The following is a 26,757-nucleotide window of genomic DNA, read 5'->3' as shown; positions in this document are numbered from 1 at the left end:
CTCTCCATATTCCTATTCTGGTGATTTTCTGTATTTTGACGGAGATACTCCAAATTTCTTTTTAAACACATAACTGAAGTAATTTGCGTCCAGATATCCTACTTTTTCTCCAATTTCATAACTTTTATCATTGGTTTCTACAATAAGCCTGACTGCGACATCCATCCGGTAATCCGTCAGATATGTAATAAAGGATTTCCCGGTTTCTTTTTTAAATATCGTTGAAAAATACGAATTGGATACACCAAGCACTGAGCATACCGTATCCAGAGAAAAATCAGGTTCCATATAACGCTCTGCCACAACATTCTTTGCATCTGTAATCAGCCGCCTTGAAGTATTATTTCTTGCACTTTTCAACTTTTCACTAATTGCCACTGCTGCTTTTTTCATCCACTTCATCAGAGTTGCTTTATCCAGTTCCGGCACCTTTTCATAGAGATTTTCTTTTTCTTCAAAGAAATCATTAAAGTCCATAAAATTATTGGCACAGAACCGGTAAAAAGCACCTACCATCTCCATAACTGATAAATGATACTGATTTACTGTGGCAGCACTTTTATGAAGTTTTTCCACTTCCCTCTCTACTGCTGACTCAATGTCTTTTACATTTCCAAGATAAATCGTTTTAAACAACTCATGCATTTTTGTATCTTCTGACTGTACGGCTACCGTCTGCTCCCGTGGAACTACTTCCGCAATATTTATAGCCCTTGCAGTTCCATAAAGAACCCGGTAGGATACTGCTTTTCTTGCACCTTCATAAGAATTACTGATATTCAAAAGACTATCGCAATATCTTCCAACACCAGCCGTTACAACTGCACCAATCACACGGTTCGCCCATCTGCAGAATCTATCGCAAAAATCTGTCAGTTCTGTTGCCTTATCTTCTGAATCAAGCGATACTATCAAAACTGTATTCCCAAGATACATAAATTCCTGACAGTTGAGTTCTGATGCAATCCTTTCCTTTATTTCATGCTCGACAGACATGGATAACAACAATGGATTCATTCCTTCCGGCACATGGTGCTCTGAAGTATGAAATACCACGCTGCAATAATAGGGTCCCTCCAGTGGAATCTGATAAGCAGATAAAAATTTCTCATATTCTGTCTCATTTACCCTGCCTTCAATTAACGAAACAAAAAAATTCGTCCTTAGCACCGGAAGTGCATCCTGGAAATAATTTTGCAGTTTTTTAACATTTAATTTTTCTTCTCTTTCCCGGTTTAAAGTCTCTTTCAGTCTTTCCATGCAGTCAGATAATTCAACTGCATTTACCGGCTTTAACATATATTCTTCAATTTCCAGATGTACTGCCTCTTTGGCATATTCAAATTCATCAAATCCTGTAAAAATAATAATATGTATATTTGGATAATCATTATTTAACTTCTGCGCCAGTTCCAGGCCATTCATATAAGGCATTTTTATATCGGTTATCACAACATCCGGCTGTATATTTTCTACCAGTTCCAGGGCTTTCACTCCATTGGTTGCACTGCCTGACACCTCAAAGCCCAGTCCATCCCAGTCCATCTTATGTTCCATTGCCTGGATTGCTTCTATTTCATCATCAACTAAAATCACTTTATACTTTTCCATATGACGTTCCTCTTTCAGCATGTTCAGCTCTTTCTTCTCCTGCTCTTATTATATCAGACAAATGTCTTTTTCTGAATACCTGATATTGTTTAGGCCGTCCATTCATCTCTGACGATGAGCGGGCGGCCTATGGTGATTATATGTGAATGATTCTGATTACGAATTACTTATTTTTTCTGTACATATTTCAGACAGTCAAGTGTTACTGCTGCCAAAATGATGATTCCTTCGAAAATAAACTGAAGATTTGTATCAATACCCAGAATAGTAAGGGAATATGTAAGGGATGTAAAGATAAGTACACCAGTTACAACTCCGGAAATCTTACCAATACCACCGGTAAAGGATACACCACCAACTACGCAGGCTGCAATAGCATCCATATCCCATCCTTGTCCATATGCTGCACTACCGGAACCAACCATTCTGTTACATTCCAGCCAGGAACCAAATCCATACAGGATACCTGCCAGAATAAATGCTCCTAATGTTACTTTAAATACAGATATACCGGAAACTGCTGCTGCTTCAGGATTTCCACCAACCGCATACAGATTCTTACCAAATGTTGTTTTATTCCAGATGAACCATACTACGATAATTGCAACAACAGCCCAAAGGATAATTGTCGGGAATTTTCCAATCTGCGGAATAAACATAGCCGGGATTGCAGAATCAATAGCTCCGAAGGAAACACCTTTTGTTGCATATGTTACAAGTCCGAAAATAATCAGCATGTTTGCCATGGTTGAAATAAACGGATGCATCTTGAACTTCGCCATAAAGAAGCCTGCCAGCATAGAAAATGCTGTTGTAAGTACAATACAGACTGCCAATGCAAGAATTGCTCTTGCAGCAACCGGGATACCGGTAAAGTCAAAGATATGGCCAAATACACCACCTGTATTAATTCCATTATGCATGATGATGGTTGCTGTTACCATACCCATACCAACCATACGTCCAACAGAAAGGTCAGTACCTGTTAAAAGAATCAGTCCTGCAACACCTAATGCCAAGAACATTCTTGGTGAAGCCTGCTGCAGAATATTTAAGATGTTTGTCGTTGTCAGTAACTGTGTATTCTTTACAACCGGTGTAATAATACATAAAGCAATGAAGATTAAAATAATGACAATATACAATCCATTTTTATAAAGGAACTGTGTGGTATTAAAGGTATATTTGTAATTTTCAAATTTCTGTGCTCTCTTCTGTGCAAATGTATATCTTGACATACGGAGTAAGTCAATCAGATGATACTTATGTGCATATGCATCATGCCTTCTGTCCTTAATCTCCTGAAGTCTGGACTCATGTGCCATCTGGGCATCAAATAATTTATTCTTATAAACATACTTCTCGTCTTTTTTCTCATCTGCATCGCTGAGTCTGCTCATATTCTGCTCATGCTCTGCTTTGATGGAAGCACATATATTTTTGTATTCTGCATTTTCAGCTTCTTTCTCAGCTTTGCAGCTATCAGCAACTTTCTGATAGTAATCATTTTTATAATGTTTTGCAAGATAACCTTCTGCATCTGCGATAAGCTTTGATACTTTGTCTTTATTCGAAGACTCCACCGCTTTTGCCTTTTCTAAGGCTTCCTTGTCCTTTGCAATCATTCTGCTCTTTTCTTCTTTTGTTAAATTCTTATTTTCCTTTACGATTGCAATGTGATTTTTTAAGCTGCGCACCTTATCTGAACCATCCTTACGAAGTTCATCAATCTGTGCCTGTATTTTTCCTACATATTCATCAATCGGCTTCAAAAGCTCTGCCTCTGCAGCGGATGAAAGAATAATACTACTGTCTGCCATATCCAATGCTCCTTCCTGATTATAAATATTTCGCACTGAGTCTTAATAACTCTTCCTGATTTGTTTCCTTAGTATTAACAATTCCGGCAAGATGTCCATTTGACATAACACCAATCCGGTTTGTGATTCCAAGGATTTCCGGCATCTCAGAGGATACAACAATGATTGTTTTTCCCTGTTTTGCCATATTGATAATTAATTCATATATTTCGTATTTGGCACCTACATCAATTCCTCTTGTAGGATCGTCCATCATAAATATATTTGGTGAGCGCTCCAGCCATTTACCAAATATTGCCTTCTGCTGATTTCCTCCGGACAAACTGGAAATCATATCATCTGGTCCCATACATTTTGTATGCATGACTTTAATTTCTTCTGCCGTCGCACGAACCATATCATCATTGGAAAGTGCGAATCCATTTTTATAATGATTCATATTGGCGATTGTAGTATTAAATGTAATATCTGCTTTCAGGAAAAGTCCATTTGCTTTTCGTTCTTCTGTAATTAAAGCAAATCCATGATCCATTGCATCTTTCGGGGATGTAAAATTCATTACTTTTCCATTATAAATTACATTTCCTGCCGCTCTGGTACGCATACCAAAAATAGTTTCCAATAGTTCCGTACGACCGGCTCCAACCAGACCATACAGTCCAAAAATTTCTCCTTCTTTAATATCAAAAGAAATATTCTGTAATTTTGGTGCATACTTAGTTGAAAGATTCTGTATAGAAAGAACCGTTTCACCAGGCTGGTTATCTACCGGTGGAAAACGGTTATCCAAAGAACGGCCAACCATTGCAGAAATCAGTTCATTCATATTGGTATCTTTACTTGCCTTTGTCATAACAAGGCTGCCATCCCGAAGAACTGATATTTCATCACAAATTTCAAAAATTTCATCCATTTTATGTGAAATATAAATCAATGAAATTCCCTGTTCTTTTAACTGCCGCATCATCTTGAAAAGTTTTGCAACCTCCGGTGCTGTCAGTGATGAAGTCGGCTCGTCTAATACGATTACTTTGGAATGATAAGAAATTGCTTTTGCAATTTCACACATCTGGCGCTGTGATACAGACATTTTTTTCATTGGCTGTGTCAGATTAACAGTAATACCAAGTTTACGGAATAAATCGGAAGTTTCTTTTCTCATTCTTCCTTCGTCAATCATTCCCAATGAATTCTTCGGATAGCGTCCTAAGAACATATTGTCAATGACACTGCGCTCCAGACACTGATTTAATTCCTGATGAACCATTGCGACACCATTTTCAAGTGCATCCTTTGGGCCAGAAAAATTAACTTCTTTTCCATCTAATATTATTGTTCCTTCGTCCTTTTGATAAGTTCCGAAGAGACATTTCATCATTGTCGATTTACCGGCACCATTTTCACCCATAAGTCCCATGATTGTTCCAGGTCTGACATTCAGATTGATATGATCCAGAACCTTATTTCTTCCGAACGATTTGCTCATGCCGTTAATCGATAAGACATATTTATTCTTATCCTCTGCCATAATTCTACTTCCTTTTCTTTGAAAAGAAGGACACCATTTTTATCTGATGCCCTTCTGTATCTATGCTGTTTTCTTCCGGGCAATAACCTTATTTTGAAAGAAGTGATGTATAAGATGATGCATTGTCTGTTTTAACCATGTTGATTGCAAATGCATCATACTCACCCGGGTTGCCGAGACGGTTTGTAATGTTAGACTCTGTCTGTCCATCACCACCGATATAATCTACTTCAAGGTTCAAAAGTTTGTCATAGTTCTGAAGAAGTGGCTGATAAGTTGAGCTAAGGAAGTTATCGGAAGCATTGTAAATATCAAGCCATACCTTCTTGCTTGGACTCTTGCCTGCATCCAGCTGGTTGGATACTTTGCTATAAACCTTGGTTGAGTCTGTGAAATCCTGATAATTATCAGCTGTAACAGCTATATTTAATGCATAGTAAGATCTTTCTTCTTCACTATATCTGTAATCTTCTCCTTCTGTTAAGCAGTTTCCTGCATCATCCGGAGTACCGATACCGGTATCAATGTCTACTCCATCTAAAGCATTACGAAGCACTCTTAATGTCAGGTAAGCCTGAACATCTGCATGCTGTGAAATTGTTCCGCCATATCCTTCTGCGATAGCTGCAACAGCATCACTATTTGCATCGTATCCGAAGGTTGGTACTTTGTTATCTTTTGCCCATGCATTAAACATTGACATTCCCATACCATCATTATTAGAAACAACTACGTCAATCTGGTCACCAAAAGATGCGGTCCATGTTCCGATTGCATTTCCTGCTGTAGCTGCATCCCATGTTGCACCAGCAGAGTTCTTCATCTCCTGTGAAGCAAGTTCACGAATTGTATAAGTCTTTCCATCTACATCCAGTGTTGCATCCTGAACAACTTTTGCAGAACCGTCTACGTTTGTACCAGCCGGTGTTGAATCAATTGCTCCATTTGCATCTACTCCGGTTCCAAGTGCAGAACGGACACCACGGGTACGTGCAATAGAGTCGTTATGTCCGATGTCTCCGATTGCAAGTACATAACCAATTACTCCGTCTCCGTTACGGTCAATGGTCGCTGCATTTTCTTTGATATAATCAAGAACCATCTGTCCCTGCAGTTCAGCACCCTGATTTGCATCAAAGCCTACATAATAGGTATCTTTGTTGTAATTTAATGCATCCATGTCAAGTTCTCCTGTGGAACTGTTGGATGGCTGACGGTTAAACCAGCAAAGTGGTTTATCCTTGTTTGCTACGCTGCTGGTGCTTCCTGAGTCACCAGAGCCGCTTCCTCCGGAAGAGCCACATCCAACCATGGATAATGCAAGTGTTGCTGCTACCAATACAGTTAATAATTTTTTCCTTCTCATTCTTTTTTCCTCCTGGTTTGCAATTTGTTGATTTTGGTTTCTCCGAACCTGTCTCATCGACTAAATTCATTATAATCACAAACCAATCTGGAAAGAATAGAATTTTTTTGGATGAAATAGCAAAATATTTTGATAATCTGTAATTTTTATATGTATTTTGACGAACAACTATGCAGCTGCACCATCATTCTGTTGGCATGTATGCAGGAATGCCTCTGCCAGCTGCTGGTTCTGCTGTGCCTGTTTTCTGATATGATTAACCACGAAAAAAGGCAGGAAAAATAAGGAAAGGAAACCTAAACACAATGCGATGGCACCGACTAATAAATCAATCGGAAAATACGGGACTACAAACCAGCCAAATTTTGCAATGTTCCATGCCCATTTTGCCGCTATTCCAAAACCACCCACTTTGCTGTAACAAACACAGCCCATAACAAATCCTATCATAATAAAAATCGGATGGAATGCCAGCACCATTCCGATACCTCCACAGACCGTTCCGGCAATTGCCAGTCCCCAGATTTTCTGAATCTCATATAACTGTGTCTCCGCTTCCCGTTTTACCTGCATTGCATAACCATAATCGTTACCAAATTCTACTTCTTCATAAAGATTTCTTTTTTCTTTTGCCATAATATTTTCCTCTTTTCTCCGATGTTCCACCGGTTTTTATTATTGTTTTCACTTATATGACGGAATAATATTATGGCAGGTTTTATTTTTTTAAAAATTTTTTTGACAAGTCCTTATTGCTTTCTTCCGATTACCTGCTTCCCACACTTCCTTTCCAATACATTCACTCCCTCTACTGTGGTAAAATTAAAGTTGGATTTTTCAACAGCGTTGCAATCACCGGAGTATATTTAGATACTCCATAGTCTTCAACAATACTGGTTATTCTAGCCCCTGCATCCTTTGACGAAGCACCACATAAGAAAACCCTTTCATCAGCAGTTCCATAATCCAACACTATAAATCGATCATGAAATATACCGCCTGTCTTTTTCATTGATATTTTTACGGATGGATATTCTTTGCAAAAATCCGTAAATTCTATATTATGAAGTTTATTATTCCCAACATTATCGCTGAATAAAGTAATATTTACTCCTGCAGGAGAATTTTTAAGATGTACCAGCGTTCTTAATCCAATATAATTGTCAACGACATATATTGACGACTTTGCCTGCTTATAAATGGACTCATACACCTCATCTGCACTACTAAATTTTGCATTAAACATGAGCCACTTTTCATCATCATCTGAAACAAAGCTGTTCATCATATCAGCCAACTCAGATTTTGTCACAACATCCCTCAGTCCTTCTGCAACATCTGAAATCTGCTTTTCAAGAGATATCATATCTGAGTTGATTTTGCTAATTTCTATTCTGTTGTTAGCAGTTTCCATGCTTAACTGAAGAATTTCCCGCTGACCTATAAGATCTCGATTTTCTAAAATGTAATCTTTCATTTTCTTGAAAGTCTTCACAAGTGCACGGCTTTGTTTAATTGCAAGCTCGCCGTGCAAAACTGTCATAAGCATATATACTCCCTGCTCTGTAAACACATAAGGTTTGTATTTTATATTTGAACCTCTTCCCATATTCAAGGTGAAATTTTTGCACCTTGAAAGATTTTCCACTTCTTCATCATTCAATTCAAACATAAAATCATCGCCTTCAAATTTGGCAATGTTATTCTTAACCTGCTTGAAAATGAAGATGACACTATGAACACCATGAATCAGAAGCGCTATATCAATCTACTCTCAAATCTTTATAACAATCTGTCCAATGTATATCTTGCACTTAAAAAAACTGATAAAGCAACCGAAGCCTTACACAAGGCATTTGAGATAAGGATTTCATATGCTGACACCGGCATAATTGAAACGCATGATATGCTCCAACAGATGCTTAATCTTGTAAATATGCTGATACTTGCTGGTGATTTAGAGCTTGCACGGCTTGTCCTTAATCAATATGATGCTCTTGTAACAGATAACGAAGGCTACAACACTTTAGATTATGGCTGCTGCCGACTTGCTTCCGGAATAATTGCATTAAAGGAAGGTAAACCAGTAGAAGCCGAAAAGAATCTACTGGCAGCAGAGAGTATTATCAATACTGCTATGGATACCAGTGATTCTGATTTAGCTTCATCTGATACTGCTGTTTCAGCATTTGATAATTATGTTTCTAAGAATAACTATCTGAAATCTGTATACGGATATCTGAATAATCTATATGCCAGATGGCACAAGCCTGAGAAAGCACTGGAATATAAAGAAAAATGGCTGAATGCCAAGAATGAACAAAATAAGAATATCACACACAGAAACGCATAAACTATTAATGCCACTAAAAAAAATACTGTTTGACATCGCCAGATATCAATGGTATATAATTTGTAGTGGTTGTGCTACGGAAACTTGCGATGCCCGTAGCCGGTGGAGTTCCATGCGTGGGCTCCACTTTTTTATTTTCCACGAAGGTACCTTAAGTTTACTACTTGTGTCAATAATTTGCATTATGAAGAAAATGGTCATCTCAGACAAAAGGGTAAAATCGCTGAGTTAGCCCTGGAATATGGTGTATCTGTAGGTGCTTTGAAATCTATATCAAGGTAAAAGCCTTTTTCATTTCAAAGACATCATCCAACAAAAACAGCAACTCTAAAAAGCAGCATCTCCTGCCGCTTTTCTTTATACTACAATATTTTGTTACCAGTTTGGCAGTGCGTAACTACCAACTAAAGAAAATCTTTCAATTCTCGGATTCTTGTAGGATGTGAAAGTTTTCTTAAAGCCTTTGATTCTATCTGACGGATTCTCTCCCGGGTGACGCCAAACGTCTGCCCTACTTCTTCTAGTGTTTTTTCAACACCATCTTCAAAACCATATCTTGCTATGAGAACCGCCTGCTCCCTTTCTGATAATTCTCCCATTAGTTTTTCAAGAATTTCTCTTAATGCCCGCTGCTCGATCTCTTCATAAATGCCATCATTCCAATAGAATGCATCCGGATTAATGTTTTGAAAGACATTCGGCTGTATTTCGTTTTCTATAATGTTTTCAAAAACATCGTCCTGTATTTCATCTACATCAATGTTTTTCAAAAACATTTCGTAGATTTCGTCAAGTGATTCGATTGGCATAGACTGCCTGATTATGTCCTCTGCCTGATCAATACCACAGCCAAGCCGATCTTGAATTATCCTTCTCACCTCAGGATCAGTCCATATATCAAAATTCAAGTATCCATTTTCCTTCAAAATCGGATACATTGTAAAATAGCCTTCCTTTTTATGAACAGGATAATATACAGCAGGCCTTTGAGTTGCCTGTGCTCGACCAATATTTTGTAGTATCCACAGTGAAGCATATGATCCAAAAGGCCCACTTGAGTCAGGATCATATTTGTCTACAGCCGTTACTAAACCTATTAAAGCTTCCTGTATAGTGTCAGAAATTTCACAATCATAGGTTTCAGCTCTCTGCAGAGCAATACGCACAGCAAATCTTAAATACATCTGTATTACTCGCTCACGAGCGTATAAATTTTCCTCCTGAACCTGATATTTCAGTTGATCCATCTCACGCGCTTGAGGTGGAACGATAGCCCGGACAGCGTTGATAAAATCCTTTAAATCCGAATCAAGCTCAATAACTCTATTGAATACAGCCTCATAGTCTCTTTGCGCATAATCATCGTATTCATCCTCGGAAGAACCGGCTGCATCAGTAACCGGTGCCTCATCATATACAATGATTCCACGGGTAACAATAGAGCTTGAAAGGTAGTCCACATCTCGGATAGATAGAAACCATTTATCAGCCTCATCATAAATATCATCAAATACCAGGAATCCCTTTTCAGATGATAACTGTATTAAATTTGCAAGAGCACTTTCAATACCATTCTTATTCTCCATTAGTTCTCTTTTCATTTTTCAGCAAGAAATTGTTTCAAGATATATCCGTTAGAATCTACCCATACAATATTCCCATTCACCGAATTTCCTATCAATACTTTTGCAGCCGTTAAAAGGCTCCCAAACTGAACATCTTCAGTCAAAACCCCATCTTTCATTTTGCCAGATTGCATTAGATCACGGCGCTTGTTACCTATTGCAATTGTACAAGAGAAAGTGACAACCTCATTTTACTCTGAACCTTTATACACAACAAAACCTTTAGGTAAGACCATTCTTCCATCATCAAAGAGCAAATAACCTTTCTTCTGTGACAGAGCTTTTAACTCTATAAAGACCCTGTCTATATCGTTATTGCTCATTAACTCATCTCGCTATTACTTATGACTTATTAACACATAACTGCAGAATATCGTTACTGCTGATTTCGCTGTTGAAGCGATCATTAAACTCATCGATAAATTCATAAAGTCTGTTTGCAAATGCCTCAGGAGTGCTATCTCCTTCTACCAGCTTTTCATAAAGAACATCAATGCCACCTCTTACGTAGCTATCAAAACGCTCTTCATCAGCCGGATCCTGACCATAATGTCTGAAAGCTTTATCGATTCGCTTTTCTTCATCGGGCTCATAATTTGCATCAAGTAGCATAATCAGCCAGAAGTTATACTGTAATTCATCACCAGAATAAATTACGCGATCACCCATGACATTCTGATTATATATCTGACCGGTCTCTGGATTTTTAAGATCATCAAGGTCAGCAGTTCTTCCATATAGGAATCCGATCAACGGTGCATTCGTATAGACATCTACGTTACGGTCTATCAGCTTTGCTTTGCTTAATTCATCGAATACTCCTGTGAGCTGATCCACACGAAGAGCATGCCTACCTTTAAACCTATATTGTTTATCAAACATGGCGCTCCTCCTTATACCAAATTGGTCTCAAACTCATTTTTCTTGTCAAACTGGTGTCTGCTGCCGATCCTGTTACCCATGTAATCCTCAGCCAGTTCACCATCTGTATCCTTGATAAAGATAATTACCTGCTCAGCAGTCTCTGGCAAAGCCTCACATACTGTCTTGATTCTTCTCTTATCAAAGGCAGACAGCGGTGCATCCATTACAAGTGGATATGGCTCAGATGAAAGCAGCTTAGCATCATCATCACTAGCATTTCTATTTTCTCTGGCCATTTTTATGATACCAGTAATGAAAGCAAAGATAACGGAAATGCTCTGCGCTGTAGAAGTTTCTACATCACCCTCATAATCATTGGCCTGAACGGTAATATGATATTTTGAATCTATTGTTAATGATAAGCCACCTTCATAAATCTGCTTGAAAATATCATTAATCGTATCCTGCAAGCGATTACGGATCTCTTCTTCACTTGTACGATACACATTTTCCAGCTCTTCATAAATCTTTCTGGCATAAGTCAGATACATCTGAGTCTTTCTGTTCTTTTCATCAAGCAAAGTCAGATTCTGTCTCTCTGTATCTGCACGCTCGCGCTCCTTCTCAAGACCGCCACGTTCTATATTCAGCTTGTCTCTATCGTTATTACACTTATTGATAGTTTTAACACAGATCTGAATCTCATTATTTATTGCACGGACCTTTTCGCTGACATCTTTACCACTAAGCTTGGCCTCAATCTTGTGAAGTTCATCAGTCTTATCCATAATATCATCACTCTGCTGACTGGCAGTCGCAAGATTCTCCTGCATCTGTTCAACCAAATCCTGAAGAGCTCCTGCTCTACGTTTTGACTCCTTCTTGAAATCCGTCACATATGTACTGAGTGATTTCGGAGGGATAACATCCAGTAGTGATTTCACTTTCTCATAAGGCACAGATCCTTCATCCAGGTGGGTACCGCAAAGGCATACCTTCTGCTTCAGCAGATACTCAATAGTTTTATCACGGATAAAAGGAATGTCCTTGCCAGAATAATCATGTCTTGACAGAACTTCCAATGCTCTCTTAATCAAAGAAATTGAAAAGAATGGACTCATTGAAGCATTGAAATCCTTACACATCGTCTTATAGACTGTGGCTCTCATACGAGTAGTATTTTCAATCTGCTTCTGTAAATCTTCTTTTTCTTTTTGCAGTTTTTTACCTTCGGAATACTGCTTCAACTCTATAACTTTTTCAGATTTTCTAGTTTCAGCTGCCGCTTTCTGTGTATCAAGTTCCTCTAAGGCTGCATCAATTTCTGCAAGTCTTGCATTGCACTTATCTATTTTTGCAGTGTATTCCTGTATCTTAGTGTTGCTCTTTGAGTCAAAGCTCTTCTCATAGCTACCAATAACGCTAAGACTGCTTCTCGGATTAAAGTGACCAATAGCACTTATCATCGCATTGAGACCCAAAAGACCCTTTACAGCCTCTGCAAAGTCAGTTGCCTTCTTACCTGTAGAAATATCTTTACTCATCTTCTCAATACGCTCTCCATCAAAGAAGAAGTATCTGGACAGTTCCTTAGGCAGAATGCTCTTAACCTCGGCTTCGCACTGAGACTTTTTAACATAAGAAGTATTACCGCTGGTATCCTTTATTGCAATGTCAAATACGGTATTATCACCCTTAACATTGTTTGCATAGTCCTTGTGATATGCCTGCTCTCTTATGAGGGTATAGTCAACCTCACCATGTCTAAGAGCCAAAGTTACACGAACCTTCTCTTCTGAGCCGGGAGTCATTTCGGTGGCTACCATCTTATTCAGAATAATCTTGTCAGAGAACTCTGTTTCTCCATACAGGCACCAGAAAAATGCCTGAGCAAACGTAGTTTTACCCGTTCCGTTTTCACCAATGATGATGGTTACGTTTTTGCCGCCTTCTCCCTGAGCAAAATCAATGGACTCATTGCGAAATTGGCGGAAGTTCTCAAGTTTTATTGATTTAAGTAACATTGCACTTCCTCCTCAATCTTCTTCTTAATCCATGCCACCATCTGAGAATCATTCATTGTTCTCGTTTTCAGATTCATGTTTTCCTTAATGATGATTGACCGCTTCAGTCGCTCAATGGCCTTGCTATCAACCTGGATTTCGCCGTTATCACTCAAAATCTTCACCCTCCTTTTCAAGATCTGTTTCGTTAAGATGATAAGCCTCCTGGATGTCCCAGATCAGGTTGTTTGCCAGCATCGAATTTAATGCCAGCCTACCAAATTCCTTAATCCGGGCAAGCTCATTTTTCACCAATGTCTTATCCCTATTCGCTTGCTCAATCGTCAACCCTGACACTGAGTCAAGCGGTCTAGGAAGAGTAACAAAATCGTATATTTCCGCAAATGGCTTATTAGCTGCTTTACGGAGCACTCTACCTCTACGCTGTATGTATTCCTTAGGATTCGTTGTACTTGCCAGTATAAAGGCCGTTCGTATGCCTGGTATATTAACACCTTCATCCAGACACTTTATCGCTACTATAGCCTGCAGCTTGCCGCCGTCCTGGAAATGCTCTTTAATTAAAGCACGCTCCTCCATATTTTCTTCTGAAGTAAAACGCGCCACGTTCATATTAAGTTCATTTCCAAGAATCTTGGTAACTGCTTCTATCTGCCTGATATCACTTTCGTCATCTGATGAAGTATCACTATCGTCTATCACCCTCGTAGCTCCACAGTACACCAGAATATTATTATCATCTTTGTAAGGAGTGATTTCTCGCTTCAAAGCCTCCAGTTTTTGCATTGCTCCTGCAACAACCCTGGATCTCTTTAGGGCAAGGATTTCTCCACGCTTGCTTAATTTATACTTTCCATGCTTGTCCTTAATCATACACTTGGACATTTCATAAGAAAGCTGTTCATAAGATTCCAACTCAAGCTCACTCAGGTAAACAAGAATCGGATAATATTTATAAGGAGTCAGTTTATCTTCATCAATAGCTCTTTCCAGAGGATATTCAATACATTTCTTTCCAAAGAAGCTATATAAAAGTGCTGTTCCTTCGTCATCTCTGTGTCTTTCAAGTGTTGCTGATAATGCCAGCCTGTAAGCAAATCTGTCATCCAAATGCTTGGCATAGCTTCTTGCTCCAAAATTATGAGCCTCGTCCACCACCAGTAAAATCGGACTCTTAATTTTATCTATTCTCTCCTGAAAGTCTGGACTTGCAAATGTAACATTCGTTGTCACCACACAGAGGAATCTTTTATCTCTTCTGATTTTCTGATCCGTTATTGCCTTGGAGAATTTCTTTCTCCAATCCTTGTGGGCTGGATCACCATAAGCAATAATAGGCTTCATGTTGAATTTGACAATATCCTCAACCCACTGCTCTACCAGATGCTTGTATGGAGCTACGATGATTACAGCAAGATCATCATTAAGATCTTCTGAAAGTTTTGAAATGGCACCAAGACCGGTATAGGTTTTGCCTGTACCTGTTGCCATATCAAAAATTCCTCGATAGTTTTCACCTACCCAAGCAGCAATGGCTTCCTTCTGATATTCATGTAGCTCAACATCTGCTGGTATTCTTGCTCCTACCTGAGCTCCAGAAGAATTACTCATCCCTTGCAATATACTTCCATAAGCAAGGATTCTTCTTTTGAACTGCTCATGATCAATATCAAAATTTGGATCCTTATTCCTGTATTTCTCAATAAGAACATCGGAAATATTTGGAAATTCCAAAACCTTAAGGCTTGGCTCAACATTATTCCACATGGAATAAAAGGCATTTTCCTTTAACTTAACTCTATCAGCTTCAGCCTCTCTCCAATCACAGAATACATCTATAGTCTCATAATTGATGGACATCGCTGTCATAGACTCATTCATGGATCCAGAAAAAGCAACATGATTTCCGTCTTTATCTTCCAGAATTCCCATCTTCTCATGGTACATTCCAATTTCATTGTCCTTATCAGTATAGGCAATGCGAATATCAAGGATTCCATCTGATATAAGATGTGCCAGAAGATTCAAGCGCTCCATAGAATAGTAATCCTCATGTTCATCAGACAACTGACGTATGAGCGCCCCCTCTATTATCTTCTGTCTATTCTCATATCCTTCCTTGATAGCCTGAATATCGTCATCAGACAAATACGGTGAGGCAACTATTTCAATCTTTCCACCATCTTTAGCCATATCAGCTATTCCCTTTGATATTTCGACAAGGGCTGAAGACGAAAAGAATCCCACTGCACGCTTATATGATGTTGACTCATGAAGCAGCGGAATATAAAAATCCTGCACCACATTATCAATCAAGGACCGGTATTCGCTTTTTATTATCTTGTCCTTTAAGCTCACAACACTCCTCCTACAACTCTGAATCTATATAATCCAAAGCTTGTTCTAACTCTGCAAAATCTTTATCTGTCGTAAAATAATTAACACTGAATCTGATCGTTCCCGCTGGAAATGTTCCCATGAACTGATGTGCCAGCGGTGCACACTGTAGCCCTGTTCTAACAGCAATTCCACACCTGTCAAACACTGGTCCTGCACTGTCGCTGCTTATTCCTTCTATGATGCAAGAAACTATTCCCACATAATTACATGAGTCATAATTTCCAATTATTTTAATATAGGAGTATCTGCTTAAAAGGTCTATCAGCTTCTTTCGATTCTCAGCTTCTTTTTTTCTTATGGCATCAATAGTAACTTGTGCTGACCATCCAAGAGCTGCATTTAATCCGGCTATACCAGCAATGTCCTGTGTCCCCATCTCATATTTCTGTGGTAAATCTTCCGGCATATCCTGATTTGCAGATTCATATCCGGTACCGCCAAATATTACTGCCGGAAATTTCACCGCTGGATTCATCACAAATCCAGATATTCCAGTTGGGCCATACAATGTTTTATGTCCTGCAAATACAGCAAAATCTATAGTGGTAAGGCCTACGTTCAAATCTACCAACCCAGCAGTCTGTGCCATATCCACAAGGGTTATGGCTTCATACTTCTTAGCCAGTGCGAAAATATCCTCTACCGGTGCAATAAGTCCAAACACATTGCTAGCATGACTAACAATAACAAAATCAGGTTTAACAGTATCAAACTGATATCTGATTTTTTCCAGGTCATACACCATACCCTTTGAAACAGTCAGCTGTGTGATCTTGATTTTCTCCTGCTCTTCAAAATGATGAAGTGTTCTGGTAACTGCATTATGCTCAAAGGGGCTGATATAAATATTAACAGCTCCTTTTTCAATAATGCCCTGAATAATAATATTCAATGCGATTGTTGCCGTTGGTTCAAATACAACCTGCTTTGCCTGACAATGCAAGAGCTCCTGAATCTTCTTTCGTGTATCTCCAATTAAAGCTCCTGCACTCTGCGCAAGCTTATAGTTTCCACGTCCAGCATTCGCTCCGCTGGAACGATAAAAGCTATCCATGAAGTCATAGACGCAATACGGCTTTGGGTATGTAGTTGAAGCATTATCAAAATATGCCACTTGTAACACCTCCCTTAGCACATTTTCTTTAATATATCCATGAGAATCTGCCTCTTCTCCTGTTCTGAAATAGAATATCCCATTGAATCTATCTCAAACAGAATCGAATTATACAGAAGCTTTCCTCTCTTACTTGTTTCAACTCTATCAAATCGTTTTACTTCTGATGAACCATCATCACTGCGGAATTTGATTTCATAAGTACTTTCAGCACTGTCTTCACATTCAGACTCACTGCTTTGGAATTCCTCAGCAGTCTTTTTGTACATTGCAAGATTCTCTTTGAAACGTTCTAAAGTATCATCATCCCAGTCTTCAACTCTGAGACCCGTTGCAGCCTTTGCTAATCTGGCAACAAATGTCTCTTCATCATTTGTTACTTCCTTAAAAAGTCCCAGGCATTTGTTTGTTCCATTTTCAAAAAGCTGCTCAAATACATGCAGATCCAGTGTTTCACACCAATCCTTTATTACAGATGATAATGATGTCCTTTTCAACTTGGCTCTGTTTGCAGCGATTGAGAAGATTTCTTTGGTCTGCTTTATCAGCTCAACCTTGAGCTCAGCTATTTTACCATCATAGTAGTTTTTAGCATTCTCAATATTCTCTGCAAGCCCTTCGTTGAAATCTCTATATCCAAAGGCTTCAGGAAGTTTCTCAAACAACAACTCATGACCGTTAAGATTCAGTTTAAGCAGCTTAACCATCTTAAGGTATCTCTTGCTTGATTCCTTGTCGCCAATTCCTTTTGACTCCTTAGCATATCTTGGCAGTGACAGGTACCAGCGCTTCATTGCAGATGCTACAAAATCATAAGCACTAAGATTCTTTTCTGCCTCAATAACATAATTGCTGAAAATCTCAGAAAGCTTACTTACAAATTCCTGTTTTTCAGGATTCCATTCTAGGAATACCAGTGTGTAATCTTCAGGACACGCGTTAATCATCTGCAAGGTATCAGCAGATAATGGCAACTGTCCCAAATCATTCTGCAGAATAATGTCCTCACTAAATTCATGAAAGACAGCTGCAATATATATTGGAATAACTCCACTCCTAATACCTATATGATATTCCGGAGCTGTAAGCACATTATAAAGTTGATCAAAGGATGCTGTACCCTTCTTTTTGGCATCCATGACAAAGGAAACAATTGCGTCAAGCACGCCCTTCATCAGCTTATCCGATGGAGCCAGGTTGATTCTGGTACCCTCCTGATCATCGAGAAGAACCTCTTTTCTTACAAGTGTGCTTCTCATAATAGAAACTTCCTGTCCAGTTCCGGTAAGCCCAAGATTTGACTCCAAAACATTTCTGAGAAGGCCTGAAAGGATCTTATTTCTGCTATTATTTGCGATTGAGGTAATCTCATCCTTATTGATTGCCTCATTGTTAATAACTGGTGTCTCAAAGAAAGTACTAAAGCAAATGTCCGATGCAAGCCCTGTCAAAGCAGCCTTACGTAATATGCTCTTCTCTTCGCCGTTGTAAATATATACAGACTTGTAATCTTCAGGATGGGTGTAACCACTGATAAATTCACTGATTACATCTCTTAAATCCTCATATATTACTTCATACTCTTCAAAAAGAACTGTATCCTCTTTTGCCTTATCCCTCAATGCGCTTGCTGCTTCAAACTCCTGCAGGATTTTTCTAATAGCAGTAGATTTCTTCGGCATTATGAAAATAAATCTATCGCATCCCCGGCTAGTCTTTAAGATTTTATTCTTTATTTCCTTAATAGACTCAGGGTTCTCACAGATAATAGCATATACCACACCATCTGCATTGATATCCCCAGCCTTTTTCACCCAGTCAATATCACCTTCAAGTTCCTGCTCTTCAATGAACTCAAACTCAAAGTAGCGAATCATCTCTTTCTCATCATTATATTTTGATGGATAGAGGTAGTTATCAATATTTAAAGCATTCAATGCGCTCTTCAAGGAGAATGAAGGAGTCAAAGCTGCGATAGTATCTGATATCTTCTGTTCTACGTCCACACCAGATGTCTGCTTCAATTTCAGATAGTCATTACTTCGCTTCAAATAAATCACATACTCATCCTTGATAAGATGCTCAATTGCAGCTTCAATCTCAGCAGGCTTGTATTCCATGCTGTAGATTCCGACAATCTCCTCTTTAATAGGCTTCAGCTTATCAAACTGTCCCAACAGATATATCAAAGAAATCGTCTTTACTATCTTGCTTTCAAGAATCTGATCTTCAATCTGACCAAGAATAGTCTTTGTCAAAACATAGTTCTTATGAAGTTCTCCTGCAAAAGGTTCCTTCTGTAGAACCGGATCAAAGTAATCAAAAATAAGATCGGGTGTAATGACTCTGAAGTCCTTATCCTTTAATCCCCTCAAGAATGCTGGTAGAGTCGATGTTCCATCAGCAGACAGGAAGGTAAATAATGTACGTTCATTCTGTGCTACACGTTCAGAAAGTCTTGGGAGAATGAATGTTGAAACCGGATGTAGCGGGTAGCATTCATATATTGTTGTCTCCAATTCCTTCTGATCTGTGTCACTGAATATTGCATGCTCAGCATATCTTGACATTAACTGATCAAATCTAGCTTTATTATTATCTTGGAAATCTTCCCATTTATCTCTGTCCTTAATGATAACAGTAGATATAATCTCATATGTCTGAGCAAAGTTATTGTTCAAATGAATGTGACGGAATCTTTCAGAAACGCCACGCCAACCATCAACCTTTGCCTTTGGCAACTGATCAATATAGTTAGATATCTCTTTGTGAGAAATCAACAATAAATGCAACTCATTCTCACTACTTCGATTACATTTCTCAGCGAAATCCTGCAACATCTTTGTGTCACTAACAGAGGCTGCTGTGATGTTAGACTCTAGGAACTTGCTGAATTCATCATAGACAACATATATTCCCAGATATCCACGCTGCTTGAGGCTCTTTACAACACTCTCATACAACTCCACAACATCAAATCCCACAAACGGATTAAATATACTTCCCGATGTAAGTTTAGGATAAACCTCTTCAAACTCGCTGTAGATTGCAGCATTGTAATCGTTTAGTTCAGAAATAAAAGCATCCACTGGAAGACTTATTTCTTTCTTGAATTTATCGTAAGTCTTCGGATAATCAGCTTTCCACTTCTGTATGGCATTAATAGCAGCCCTGTAATTGGTCTCTGGCATGATATCTAGACCATTCTCATCAAGCGTTCTCTGCAATGCAAGAAGAAAAGCCTGTGGTAAGCTGCCACTTGTTCCATTAATGATAACCGGCAGAATCCTATTTTTCTTATCTGAATAGTAATTATCAACCAGCTGCTTCAGCTCTGGATCCTCATTGATTTTCGGCATCAAATGTGTAAACAAAGAGCGGTCTCTTTGCATAAGCACCGAAAGAATGGTAAGTATAATGTGAGACTTACCTTTTCCATATGCTCCTACAAGAACTCGCGCTCTTTCCGTTGCATCAAGAGCTGTACTGCTAAGTATGTCCTTTAACAACATCAATGCCGATTTTGTCGGTATGAAATTCTTTAATTTGTCATCATTATTCAGGTCGTATCCTATATTTACTGAATACTGAAAGCCTGACGCAACAGAAATCATTTTGCTCATGAATTTGTTTCCTCTATATCGGCATAATATTTTTTAACGCAGTCAATAAAGCTACGTTTATGTAATACCCGAACAACATCCAATCCTGCTGTACGGATAATCTTAATCTCTCCAAGCTTCTCCACTTTATGGAGCAAGGAAAGCATACAAATCGAATCAAGGTTAAATACCTTACCAATATTCTTCTCAGCGGATAGAAGCTCATTTAATGCAATCTCTTCTCTACCATTTGACTGTTCTGCAATAACTGCCATAATTACCCACGGATTAAAGCTTCTTGCCATTGGTATGGACTTCTTGTATGTATAATTGCCTCGCTCTTTACTCAGAATATCAATAAGGCCAAGCTCTCCGAATGGACAATTAATATTATTCTCTGGAGAAACCTTATTGGGATCAGACTTATACCTTGGCACATATGTATTAACAATGCAGGCAAAGTCATCGGTCAATGATCTGATAGCTACCGTTGTACCATCCATCTTCAATTCATTCTGTATCTGAGCAACAAAATCATCCTTGTTGAATTCTTTCATAACAAATCTATTGAAGAAGTAATACCAGGATGGAGCCATCTCTTCATCAGTTACAAGCTTATAGTGGAGAAGATAAAGTGTCCCTAATTCCTCTGTATAAGGATCATTCTCATGTACCAGCTTTCCAAAATCAGTCAGGGATTGATTCTTCTTACCAGTCTTCGGTTCTTTCGTCAGGCCCACTGCCTGAAGCCAATATCTAAGGGATTTGACCATATTGGCACCGATTCCAAGAACATCCATCGGATTATCATCTTTGTCAGTAAAAACATCTGGCTTCTGCGATACATAGCGCATGCCTTTACTAAGCCATCCCTTTCTAATAAAGAATGTTTCATGGGCTCGAAACTTCGTAGCCATCCCTCTGTTCCTCCTAATCCTTTGTCCGTAAATATTTGTCCATCATGCAGCCACCTCTGAGATATTTGGCAGTCACGCACATTTTGCAATGAACACATTTTTCCGGATCAATATAATATCCGTCTGCTGAAATCGAAATCGCCCCTGCTTTGCAAAGGGATTCACATTTCAAGCATTTTCTACATGCATTAAACTTCCTAACTTGATATCCAACCATATGCTGTAAATCGTCATGATTCTTAACATTCATGGTTCTGATTTTTACAGCAAACTCATATCCGCCCTGTTCAAAAGGCTGCACTGACAGAATAGGAACATTCGTCCTTATATCGAGTACCAGCACCTCATGCAATAGCTTCTGACCCAGCTCGGGAGCCACTCTTCCAAATGGTGTGAGCATATTTAAAAACTCATCATCCATCGGACGTACCAAGCGATAAATCTTTGCATGATCTTCAGTTGTGCAGTTCGTAAAGCGAATTTTCACATCACCCGCTGCCGCAAGACCATTACCACCTTGTCTTGCCTTCCATGCGCCAGAATCCACGTACTCTTCTGCATCAGGCTTTCCTATCTTTCTTGCAAAATCTATGAGAAAATTCCTCCATGCCTTTGCTTGCTCTGGCATATAAATTCTTGAAAGAAACTGTGCTCTCTGGTTATTGTTAGGACAACACCAACATCCAACTCTGTCATAACCCAAACGGTAAGCATCATTGAAATCAATCTTTTCAGCCAAGATATATAGCCATATATCCATATCCTTCCAGAAGAATATTGGAGACGCTACTGTCTGCTGCTGAATTTTTACTGACTCAGCATCATCCTCAACCCTGTTATACTTACTTCTACTTACAGACTCCGATTTTCTAATTCCATAGAAGGTCAGAATGCGTTGATCCCTATATAAGGAATTAATTACTCTGGTAATCGGTCCTGTCTTAAACATAGAGCAACACCATCTCATCATTCTAGCTGGTGGTCCTATATCCTCACACACATCTCTGAATACCTGCTCATGATTTTCAGCAATCTTAAAAATAGACTGCGGATTATTCTTTCTATAGCGCTTGGCATACTCAATTGTGAGTGGAAACTCAAGCGTAGTATTTCCAAAAATGTGCACCAGTGATGGATCACTCAATGCTTTTATTGCCACATCTGCAGTTACAGTGGAGTCTTTTCCACCCGAGAACGATAGGACTATATTCTCCTCCGGAAACTTAGCCGCCGTTTTCCTGACAAATGTATGCGATTCGTCAATCAGATAGTTCAACCTTGTCCTATTCGCCTCGACAAAAGCATCTATGTAGCGATCAAAAGCTTCATAGGAATTATTGTCCTTATTTCTTTCAAGCTTCTCTATATATTCGTCAGCATTTGCTTTCTGAAATAACTTGTTAGGCAAAGCAACAGACTTGCCATTTATATAGTATCTGTTGTTGGATGCCCATACAGATTCATTTATCCACTGATGAGGTTTCTTCTTCAGCAAAATCTCAATCAGTAACCTTTCTTCGGGGAATACGGGTCTAATATCTGCAGCAAGATATTTCATCGGCTTGCCACATCTTTGGCAGATTCCTTTGTCCGCTTGATTCACTTCCTGCATTACCGGGACTCTGCAATTATCGCACCAGTAAACTTCAGTAGGATAATCTTCGACTGTCTTCTCACCGCAGATTGGGCACTTTTCTTCATTTGTCTCTATATTACAGTTCTTACACCACACAAAAATGCTCCTTGCAGTTATTTTTCTTGTACGTCGTCATCATCCGGTACGTAATCAACAATATCGTGAATCTGACAATCAAGCGTCTTACAAATCTTATCAAGAACCTTTGTCGACACATCGCCACCTTTTCCCATGGTAGCTATTGCATTTGTTGACACATGCGCTTGCTCATGTAGATCTGTCCTGTTCATTTTTTTATCAATAAGCAGTTTCCATAATTTATCGTAGCTCATTGCCATAGTCGTTTTTAACCTCTCAAAACGGGCTGTTTTCTTATAACATATATATAGCCTTATTATATCACGGCGGTCTTTTTTTTCAAGATTTTCTTGGAAATTTCAAGATTTTCAAGATTTTCTATCAGAAGCCATCTCAAGCCCGACTGTCATAGGTCTGTATTCTTTTCTTTTTGTCATAGTTTGCCTCCATTCATCATAACCAATATGTCATATGGTCAATCTGAAGCTGACACAGTACCTGACATCAGATTTTCAGTTATGAGATTTTAGAAGACGCCATCTTTCATCTCTATCCGTCCATTTTATGGTTAAACAAAAAGGACTATTCCACAAAAGCCTTTATTTCCTGGTTTTCTCGAATTAGTCCTTTTATCGCATAATCATCTATGATAATAAGTTCATCGTCTGTAACAGCCAACATATTTTCTCCATCATTATATAGAATACGCTTAACCATGCTCTGACTTTAGCTACCTGTATTCTGTTCTGATTGTGTCTTCTTTGTCTTTACTTATAATAAAATTCCATTCCTCGCCAATCTGATATCTATCTGTCCTATTCTCTTCAGTCGGAATATTCTCATTCTTTTTAACGTGATTAACATTCCATTCCTCAACATCTTTCACATAATCAGCATATTCACCTTTAGCCGCATAATAAGTACTATAAAAATCCCTTACATTATCATAACCATGTCGTTGCACAATAGATGACAAATAGCGTTTCATATTATCAATCTGTTTGTTCAGTTCATATATTTGATTCTGCAACCCTCCACGCTTTCGTGCCTTAAATGCACCATTACATTCTGACAATTCTATCTCCAGCTCGCTGCGTTTATGCTCCTGCGCAAATATTGCTTCATTTTGCTTTTGTAATTCATCATAAATATTCTGAAGACTTAGGTATTTTTTTGCAAGTGGTGACATTGTTGGCATTGTTGGATAAGTCTTCTCGAACACATCGAATCAGCCCTTTAAAACGTCTTAATAAAAATCCGTTTTAAAGGTATAAAGAAAGACCACTCACTTTCAATTTTTCTTGAAAATGAACGGTCTTTCACGCTTCTGTTATTTAGTTGAATGATAAAAATATTACTTTTCCTTTGATGTGTTTCCGAAGCCGCAGTCCAATACCACAGACACATTTACTCCATCAGAAATTGCCTTTCTGTATGTTTTTCGGTCACTCTGGTCAAACCTGAAAAACCTCTCAAAGTGCCTAAAATCAAGGATTCTTACAAATCTGTCCGATGTAGTGCAACTATTGTCTCTATATGTACCGTATGGCCGAACTGATCTACCGGCTGCACCTCCACGAGGTCATATCCATGGCTGCAAAGATATTTCAAATCCCGGGCCAGGGTTGCGGAATCACAGCTTACATAGACGATACGCTGTGGTGCCATCTCACACATCATGGCAAGGAGGGATTCCTCGCAGCCTTTGCGTGGCGGATCCACTACGATAACTTCTGCACGGGCTCCTTCGCCATGGGCGGCACAGTATGCCGGATAGACTTCCTCTGCTTTTCCAACAAAAAATTCTGCATTGGAGATGTGGTTTCGAAGAGCATTCTCTTTGGCATCTGCGATTGCCTGCGGTACAATTTCCACACCGTAAACCTTCTTCGCTTTCTGTGCCAGAAATAAGGAAATGGTTCCGATACCGCAATATAAATCCCAGACCGTCTCTTCGCCGGTGAGATTGGCATATTCCAAAGCTTTGTTATAAAGCACCTCTGTCTGCGCCGGATTTACCTGATAGAAAGACTGCGGAGAAATCTGAAAAGAAATCGTTCCGATATAATCTGTAATGTAACCCTGTCCATATAGGGTATAAGTTTCTTCTCCTAAAATCACGTTGCCCCGGGATTCATTGATATTTACAGTAATACTTGTCATTCCCGGCAAATCTTTTAATACTTCAATAAAACTTTCTGCATGCGGCAGCTTCTTTCCGTTGATGACAAAGCAGACCATCCACTCTCCGGTTTTCTCGCCGTAACGGATTAAGATGTGGCGGACGCAGCCTTTTCCGGTTTTCTCATCATAGGCACTGACGCCATAGGATTTCATGGTGTCTAAAATAAGGGACAGGATTCTTCCGTTGCCTTCCTTTCCCAAAAGGCAGTCCTGCACCGGAATAATGTTGTGGGTTCTGGACGCAAAAAAGCCTGCCACCAGGTTGCCTTCTTTATCATAACCCACCGGAAACTGTGCTTTGTTCCGGTAGCGGTAAGGCTCCTGCATGCCAAGTGTTGGTAAGACCTTTGGATTTTCAAATCCGCCGATATGCTTTAAGTTGTTGCGTACTTTATTTTCCTTAAACTTAAGCTGGCTCCCATAAGAAAGTGCCTGGATCTGGCAGCCACCACACCGCTTATGCTCCGGGCATGGCGGGGTTGTCCGCATGGTGGATTCCTTAAGAATTTCCATCAGGCGGGCATAGCCATAAGTTTTTTTCATCTTCATGATTTTGGCACGAACCATGTCTCCCGGCAGAGCATCCTTGATAAAAAGTGTGATGCCTTCCGTTCTTCCGATACCTTCGCCGTTAGTTCCGATATCGTCAATGGTCAGTGTAACAATGTCATCTTTTTTCATATTTCTTATATACTCGATCTGCGGATGTTCGATTCAAACAGACGGTTGAATCCCTGCCACTGAGTATCTCCTTCCGGTACGTTTGCCAAAAGCTCACGCATGGTCTCCATCTTTGCATCAATATTATCTGCATAGCTTAATGCTACAGCTTCCGGTAATGCCGGCTTCTTCGGGGAACCATACTCTAACTCTCCATGATGTGCCAGAATACAGTGTTCCATCTCATGTGCCAGTTTCACCGGGAAACCATCGATGGTCTTAATGCGCTCTGCAATTTCCATGGCACCAATCATGATATGTCCTAAAAGCTGTCCCTCGTCGGTGTAATCATTTTCCGGGAAAGTAGAAAGCTCTTCTAACTTTCCGATATCGTGAAACATGGCGGCACAAACCAGTAAATCTTTATTGAGAATCTTATAGTTGTCAGCAAAATAAGCAGAAAGCTTCGTTACGCTTAAAGTATGCTCTAAAAGTCCGCCCACAAAACCGTGATGTACGCTTTTTGCTGCAGAATGGAATTTAAAACGTTTTGCAAAATCTGCATCCTCGATAAAAAAACTGCCTGCCAGTTTCTTAAGATATGGATTCTTCATCTGCTTAATATATCCAAGTAACTGCTCATACATTTCATCTACATTATATTCGCTGACCGGAAGATATTCCTTTGGTTCATACTCTCCCTCGGCTGCTTTCCGGACCCTCTTTACATTTAACTGTAATGCGCCCTGAAAACTTGTGATATCTCCCACTACATTGATGTAATCAAAGCGGTCAAAATCATCAATTCCCACAGAGCCCGGCTCCCAGATTTTTGCATCCAGTGTGCCTGTTTTATCCTGTAAAATCAATGCTTCATAAGGCTTACCTGCCTTCGTCAGCGCTGACTGCTTATTTTTACAAAGATAGATTTCATTTACTCTTTCGCCTTCGCGTAATGTTTCAATATAATGCATA

General features: G+C 39.2%; 19 protein-coding genes and 2 pseudogenes. 2 read left to right on the top strand and 19 right to left on the bottom strand.

Translation table 11 applies throughout. The annotated features are described in order from the left end of the window. Nucleotides 1–12: 12 nt before the first annotated feature. From OCV43_RS00375 to OCV43_RS00350, 6 genes and pseudogenes are all read right to left on the bottom strand, one after another. Entirely contained in the window at nt 13–1,611 is a 1,599-nt protein-coding gene (locus tag OCV43_RS00375; protein ID WP_117841665.1) for a response regulator, read from the bottom strand. Nucleotides 1,612–1,778: 167 nt separating this feature from the next. Further along, a complete protein-coding gene (locus tag OCV43_RS00370; protein WP_022243527.1) occupies nt 1,779–3,431 on the bottom strand; it encodes a galactose/methyl galactoside ABC transporter permease MglC in 1,653 nt (550 codons plus the stop codon). Between the two features lie 19 nt (nt 3,432–3,450). Continuing rightward, a complete protein-coding gene (locus tag OCV43_RS00365; RefSeq protein ID WP_262623124.1) occupies nt 3,451–4,959 on the bottom strand; it encodes a sugar ABC transporter ATP-binding protein in 1,509 nt (502 codons plus the stop codon). 88 nt (nt 4,960–5,047) lie between these two features. Continuing rightward, entirely contained in the window at nt 5,048–6,325 is a 1,278-nt protein-coding gene (locus OCV43_RS00360) for a substrate-binding domain-containing protein (protein WP_022243529.1), read from the bottom strand. Between the two features lie 168 nt (nt 6,326–6,493). Continuing rightward, the gene (locus OCV43_RS00355) at nt 6,494–6,961 is read right to left on the bottom strand and encodes a hypothetical protein (protein WP_118057006.1); all 468 of its coding nucleotides are present in this window, start codon (nt 6,959–6,961) and stop codon (nt 6,494–6,496) included. A gap of 172 nt (nt 6,962–7,133) precedes the next feature. After that, nucleotides 7,134–8,042: pseudogene (locus OCV43_RS00350) on the bottom strand (ORF6N domain-containing protein); the annotation flags it as partial. 18 nt (nt 8,043–8,060) lie between these two features. Here OCV43_RS00350 and OCV43_RS00345 point away from each other — a divergent pair. Continuing rightward, complete coding sequence (locus OCV43_RS00345) at nt 8,061–8,678, top strand: hypothetical protein (protein ID WP_262623123.1); 618 nt, start codon at nt 8,061–8,063, stop codon at nt 8,676–8,678. Between the two features lie 192 nt (nt 8,679–8,870). Further along, nucleotides 8,871–8,951, top strand: a pseudogene (locus OCV43_RS14155) (DNA polymerase family A protein); the annotation flags it as partial. A 131-nt stretch (nt 8,952–9,082) separates the two neighbouring features. Here OCV43_RS14155 and OCV43_RS00340 read toward each other — a convergent pair. From OCV43_RS00340 to OCV43_RS00280, 13 genes are all read right to left on the bottom strand, one after another. Further along, nucleotides 9,083–10,264: a sigma-70 family RNA polymerase sigma factor gene (locus OCV43_RS00340; protein ID WP_262623122.1), complete on the bottom strand. Its 1,182-nt coding sequence runs from the start codon at nt 10,262–10,264 to the stop codon at nt 9,083–9,085. A gap of 381 nt (nt 10,265–10,645) precedes the next feature. After that, nucleotides 10,646–11,140 carry a hypothetical protein gene (locus OCV43_RS00335; RefSeq protein ID WP_262623121.1) on the bottom strand — a complete coding sequence of 165 codons (495 nt, stop codon included), beginning with the start codon at nt 11,138–11,140 and terminating at the stop codon, nt 10,646–10,648. Between the two features lie 56 nt (nt 11,141–11,196). Then, the gene (locus OCV43_RS00330; protein ID WP_262623120.1) at nt 11,197–13,191 is read right to left on the bottom strand and encodes an AAA family ATPase; all 1,995 of its coding nucleotides are present in this window, start codon (nt 13,189–13,191) and stop codon (nt 11,197–11,199) included. Further along, complete coding sequence (locus OCV43_RS00325) at nt 13,173–13,346, bottom strand: hypothetical protein (RefSeq protein WP_196805302.1); 174 nt, start codon at nt 13,344–13,346, stop codon at nt 13,173–13,175. Before OCV43_RS00325 ends, OCV43_RS00330 begins: the two co-directional genes overlap by 19 nt. Further along, a complete protein-coding gene (locus OCV43_RS00320) occupies nt 13,339–15,549 on the bottom strand; it encodes a DEAD/DEAH box helicase family protein (RefSeq protein WP_262623119.1) in 2,211 nt (736 codons plus the stop codon). The genes OCV43_RS00325 and OCV43_RS00320 overlap by 8 nt, the downstream gene beginning before the upstream one ends. A gap of 10 nt (nt 15,550–15,559) precedes the next feature. Beyond that, nucleotides 15,560–16,705: an aminotransferase class V-fold PLP-dependent enzyme gene (locus OCV43_RS00315; protein WP_262623118.1), complete on the bottom strand. Its 1,146-nt coding sequence runs from the start codon at nt 16,703–16,705 to the stop codon at nt 15,560–15,562. A 14-nt stretch (nt 16,706–16,719) separates the two neighbouring features. Continuing rightward, nucleotides 16,720–20,328 (bottom strand): restriction endonuclease subunit S, encoded by a 3,609-nt coding sequence (locus OCV43_RS00310; RefSeq protein WP_262623117.1) that lies wholly within the window; start codon nt 20,326–20,328, stop codon nt 16,720–16,722. Further along, entirely contained in the window at nt 20,325–21,224 is a 900-nt protein-coding gene (locus OCV43_RS00305) for a DUF4007 family protein (RefSeq protein ID WP_262623116.1), read from the bottom strand. Before OCV43_RS00305 ends, OCV43_RS00310 begins: the two co-directional genes overlap by 4 nt. Nucleotides 21,225–21,237: 13 nt before the next feature. Further along, a complete protein-coding gene (locus OCV43_RS00300) occupies nt 21,238–22,956 on the bottom strand; it encodes a phosphoadenosine phosphosulfate reductase domain-containing protein (protein WP_262623115.1) in 1,719 nt (572 codons plus the stop codon). 17 nt (nt 22,957–22,973) lie between these two features. After that, on the bottom strand, nt 22,974–23,198 hold the full coding sequence (locus OCV43_RS00295) for a helix-turn-helix domain-containing protein (RefSeq protein ID WP_262623114.1): 225 nt from the start codon (nt 23,196–23,198) through the stop codon (nt 22,974–22,976). Nucleotides 23,199–23,668: 470 nt separating this feature from the next. Further along, the gene (locus OCV43_RS00290) at nt 23,669–24,136 is read right to left on the bottom strand and encodes a hypothetical protein (protein WP_262623113.1); all 468 of its coding nucleotides are present in this window, start codon (nt 24,134–24,136) and stop codon (nt 23,669–23,671) included. A 299-nt stretch (nt 24,137–24,435) separates the two neighbouring features. After that, entirely contained in the window at nt 24,436–25,803 is a 1,368-nt protein-coding gene (gene rlmD / locus OCV43_RS00285; protein WP_262623112.1) for a 23S rRNA (uracil(1939)-C(5))-methyltransferase RlmD, read from the bottom strand. 5 nt (nt 25,804–25,808) lie between these two features. Next, nucleotides 25,809–26,756, bottom strand: coding sequence for a 3'-5' exoribonuclease YhaM family protein (locus tag OCV43_RS00280; RefSeq protein WP_262623111.1), 948 nt, complete (start codon nt 26,754–26,756; stop codon nt 25,809–25,811). Nucleotide 26,757: the final 1 nt, after the last annotated feature.

The sequence above is a fragment of the Roseburia amylophila genome (genome assembly GCF_025567465.1).
Taxonomy (GTDB): domain Bacteria; phylum Bacillota; class Clostridia; order Lachnospirales; family Lachnospiraceae; genus Roseburia_C; species Roseburia_C amylophila.
This window is presented reverse-complemented; position numbering and strand designations above follow the sequence as displayed.

Bases quoted from the DNA above. Each gene is read 5' to 3' on its own strand.
- OCV43_RS00375 (WP_117841665.1), bottom strand. From the start codon at position 1,611: ATGGAAAAGTATAAAGTGATTTTAGTTGATGATGAAATAGAAGCAATC.
- OCV43_RS00370 (WP_022243527.1), bottom strand. From the start codon at position 3,431: ATGGCAGACAGTAGTATTATTCTTTCATCCGCTGCAGAGGCAGAGCTT.
- OCV43_RS00365 (WP_262623124.1), bottom strand. From the start codon at position 4,959: ATGGCAGAGGATAAGAATAAATATGTCTTATCGATTAACGGCATGAGC.
- OCV43_RS00360 (WP_022243529.1), bottom strand. From the start codon at position 6,325: ATGAGAAGGAAAAAATTATTAACTGTATTGGTAGCAGCAACACTTGCA.
- OCV43_RS00355 (WP_118057006.1), bottom strand. From the start codon at position 6,961: ATGGCAAAAGAAAAAAGAAATCTTTATGAAGAAGTAGAATTTGGTAAC.
- OCV43_RS00345 (WP_262623123.1), top strand. From the start codon at position 8,061: ATGAACACCATGAATCAGAAGCGCTATATCAATCTACTCTCAAATCTT.
- OCV43_RS00340 (WP_262623122.1), bottom strand. From the start codon at position 10,264: ATGGAGAATAAGAATGGTATTGAAAGTGCTCTTGCAAATTTAATACAG.
- OCV43_RS00330 (WP_262623120.1), bottom strand. From the start codon at position 13,191: ATGTTACTTAAATCAATAAAACTTGAGAACTTCCGCCAATTTCGCAAT.
- OCV43_RS00310 (WP_262623117.1), bottom strand. From the start codon at position 20,328: ATGAGCAAAATGATTTCTGTTGCGTCAGGCTTTCAGTATTCAGTAAAT.
- OCV43_RS00305 (WP_262623116.1), bottom strand. From the start codon at position 21,224: ATGGCTACGAAGTTTCGAGCCCATGAAACATTCTTTATTAGAAAGGGA.
- OCV43_RS00295 (WP_262623114.1), bottom strand. From the start codon at position 23,198: ATGGCAATGAGCTACGATAAATTATGGAAACTGCTTATTGATAAAAAA.
- OCV43_RS00290 (WP_262623113.1), bottom strand. From the start codon at position 24,136: ATGCCAACAATGTCACCACTTGCAAAAAAATACCTAAGTCTTCAGAAT.
- rlmD (WP_262623112.1), bottom strand. From the start codon at position 25,803: ATGAAAAAAGATGACATTGTTACACTGACCATTGACGATATCGGAACT.
- OCV43_RS00280 (WP_262623111.1), bottom strand. From the start codon at position 26,756: ATGCATTATATTGAAACATTACGCGAAGGCGAAAGAGTAAATGAAATC.